This window comes from Psychrobacter sp. 5A.1 (assembly GCF_030407455.1).
Classification (GTDB): domain Bacteria; phylum Pseudomonadota; class Gammaproteobacteria; order Pseudomonadales; family Moraxellaceae; genus Psychrobacter.
On sequence record NZ_JASDDJ010000112.1, the window covers coordinates 1 to 3,101 of the forward strand.

Below are 3,101 nucleotides of genomic sequence, written 5' to 3' on the forward strand. Positions count from 1 at the left end.
AACATTTACATCTCTTTGATAAATATCCTTAATAATATTAAGGGTTTAGAGGTAAACTACTGCACTCTATTATTTACAATTAAGCTGCTTAATTAATATTTAAGGATTTTACCGTAAAAAATGATATCTACTTGCTTAAATAAAGCTTGTAAAAAGAATACCCATTACCTTAGAATGGCATTACTTGCGGTCATGTATATTTTGTTAAGTATCTTTTCTTGAATGCTTCAAACTGATTTTTCAAAATATCAAGCCTCCCTAACTATAAATGTTACTAATATTACCTATGCATGATTAACAGCTGGGTAATAAGATGACCCTATCATGTCTACTAAGCATCGCAAGCTTGTTTTACGATATTCATCACCCGTAACAATGTGGTTGGGCACGGTGGTTGCATGTTTTGCTTGGATCATGCACATCTCTCTATTGCTGACACCTCTATGGGATGACAATACCCACTTAGGTCATGGTATCTGTGCTGAGCTTGCACCGATTGTATCGGCAGCTAAGCAGTATGAGAAAATACAGGCTAATATTACTCAAACGAATCACAACATACCCATTGATAGTGCCGCTCGTCATTTACCTCATCATAATGCATCCTTATCTTTAGCATCGCCTGCGACTGTTAAGCCAGTCGTAACGGTTGTCGCCGCACCTTCACAGGAAGTCTTATATACCGAAGATAAGGTTAGAAGCTCTGACCCTGACTCCGTAAAATACAATGGCTGCGACTTTTGCACTGCCATGTCTGCAGCACTATTACCAGTCGCTTTTACACATACTGATTCAGCTTTGATAGAGCTGTCTACTGTCTTAGTTACGCTTTTGTATCGCTCAAATGCCTACTATCCTAGTAATTTCTTACAACCTCTTACACGCGCTCCTCCACAATCTATACTCATATAATCAGTGATATTTAAAGGCAGGTAGTTGCTATCAATCAATGAGCTTATTTGAAGCTTTGATTGACGCGTTTGTATGCGTTTGCCTAAAACACTGCACTCAAAATACTGCACTCACAATATTGTGCTGAAAATACCGTCTATTTATATCGGAACATGCTCAGTAAGCACCTAGTCTAAACCCACAATTACTTGGCCTAAATGGCATCTTGGGACAAAAAACTGAATAACCGATTTTATAAAAGACGTTTAAAACGTTTAAGAATTTCTAGGAAAGTAAGATGTTAATTTCACCAATGAATGCTGTACCTACCTTAAAACTCAGTGTTTTATCTATAGCTTTATTTCAAATCAGTAGCGCCTATGCTGACACTGCCAACATAAATAGTTATGGTCATAGCGAAGCGCTTCCAACTGCAACCTTACCGACAATCACCGTTTATGCCCCCGTAGCAAGTACCAATATTCTAGGCACAGCTGCAACGCTCGATCGCAATGATATAAATAGCAAACAAGTTGCGACCAGTGATACCGCTACCATATTGACCAAAATCCCTGGTATCAATGTACAGAGTGCTGGCGGTATCTCAAGCTTACCTGTTGTTAGAGGTTTGGCCGACAACCGTTTACGTATTTTGGTAGACGGTGTGGACTCAATTGCTTCTTGTCCAAATAGCATGAATTCACCGCTATCTTATATCGCACCTAGCGCAGTGGCAGACGCTACTGTCTATGCTGGCGTCACACCAGTGAGTGTTGGCGGTAATAGTATCGGCGGCACTATCGTTGTTGAAACTGCAGAGCCAGTATTTTCTGCGGACAGCACTTTGGTAAGCTCAGGTGAAGTTGGAGCGTTTTATCGCAGCAATGGTAATGGCTACGGTGCCAACCTTTCAACGACGCTAGCGGATGATACTTTTAGCTTGACTTATAAAGGTAGCTATGCTCAGTCTGATAATTATACTGCTGGTGGCGACTTTAAGTCTTACACAGCAACAGGTAATGGTGATAAACAACTACCCAAAGATGAAGTCGGATCTACCGCTTTTGAAAGCAAAAACCAATCGCTAGATCTTGCTTATAAAAACGGTGACTATTTACTACAAGGCACTTATTTATCGCAGCGTGTACCAGAAGAGCTATACCCAAACCAGCGTATGGATATGCTTGACAATCAGCTCGATAGAATCAACTTACGTTACAAAGGTGAGTTGGGTTGGGGGCAGTTAGAAGCACAGGCTTATCATGAAGACGTTGATCATTACATGAACTTTGGTGATGATAAACAGTTCTTTTATAGTGACGCCAATGGCATGCCAATGTATACTGATAGCGAAACTATTGGTGCTAATATTAAAGGTACTATTGATTTGACTAACCAAGGCACAGTGACCGTAGGTGCTGAATATCAAGATTATACGCTCAACGACTTATGGCCAGCTTCTGGTACTGAGAAGATGTCACCAAATGAGTTCCAAAATATCAATAATGGTCAGCGCCAACGTATTGGCGTCTATGGCGAATGGGAAAAGCAAGTCACGCCGAAATGGACCACTCAAATTGGTGCTCGTTACGAAAACGTACGTACTAGCGCTGATGAAGTCATTGGCTATAACATGATGGCTAATCAAACTCGTGATAGCGCTAACTTCAACGCTAGTGATCGAAGCACCACTGACAATAATATTGATGCAACCGTGATAGCCCATTATGATATAGATGAACAACGTTCAATAGAGCTAGGCGTTGCCCATAAAGAGCGTACCCCAAGTCTTTATGAGCGATATACATGGTCAACATGGCCAATGGCGGCTATCATGAACAATACTGTGGGTGATGGTAATGGCTATTTTGGTGATCCAAGCCTGCAACCAGAAAAATCCAATACTTTATCGGCAACTTTTGATTGGCATGCTGTTAATAATAGTTGGAACATCAAAGCTACTCCTTACTATTCAAAAATCGACGACTATGTCGATGCTGTACAGTGGGACTCAGCTACGAACGCACCTGCAGCTACCCAAACAGTAGATCGATACAACGTGCTACGTTATACCAATCAAGACGCTAGAATATATGGCATCGATATCACCGCAGATCGTGACTTAGCCAATAATGACCCCTGCCGTCAAATCCGTATACATAAACTTGGGAGATTTTAGTTACGCAGCCTGACGATAATAATCAAACCAC

At 41.0% G+C, this 3,101-nt stretch carries 2 protein-coding genes; both read left to right on the forward strand.

The features are described 5' to 3' along the window. Nucleotides 1–324: 324 nt before the first annotated feature. Nucleotides 325–912, forward strand: a complete 588-nt coding sequence (locus tag QL982_RS14200; protein ID WP_290165879.1) for a hypothetical protein — start codon at nucleotides 325–327, stop codon at nucleotides 910–912. A gap of 277 nt (nucleotides 913–1,189) precedes the next feature. Next, a complete protein-coding gene (locus QL982_RS14205; protein WP_290190424.1) occupies nucleotides 1,190–3,070 on the forward strand; it encodes a TonB-dependent receptor in 1,881 nt (626 codons plus the stop codon). The last annotated feature ends 31 nt before the right edge of the window (nucleotides 3,071–3,101 follow it).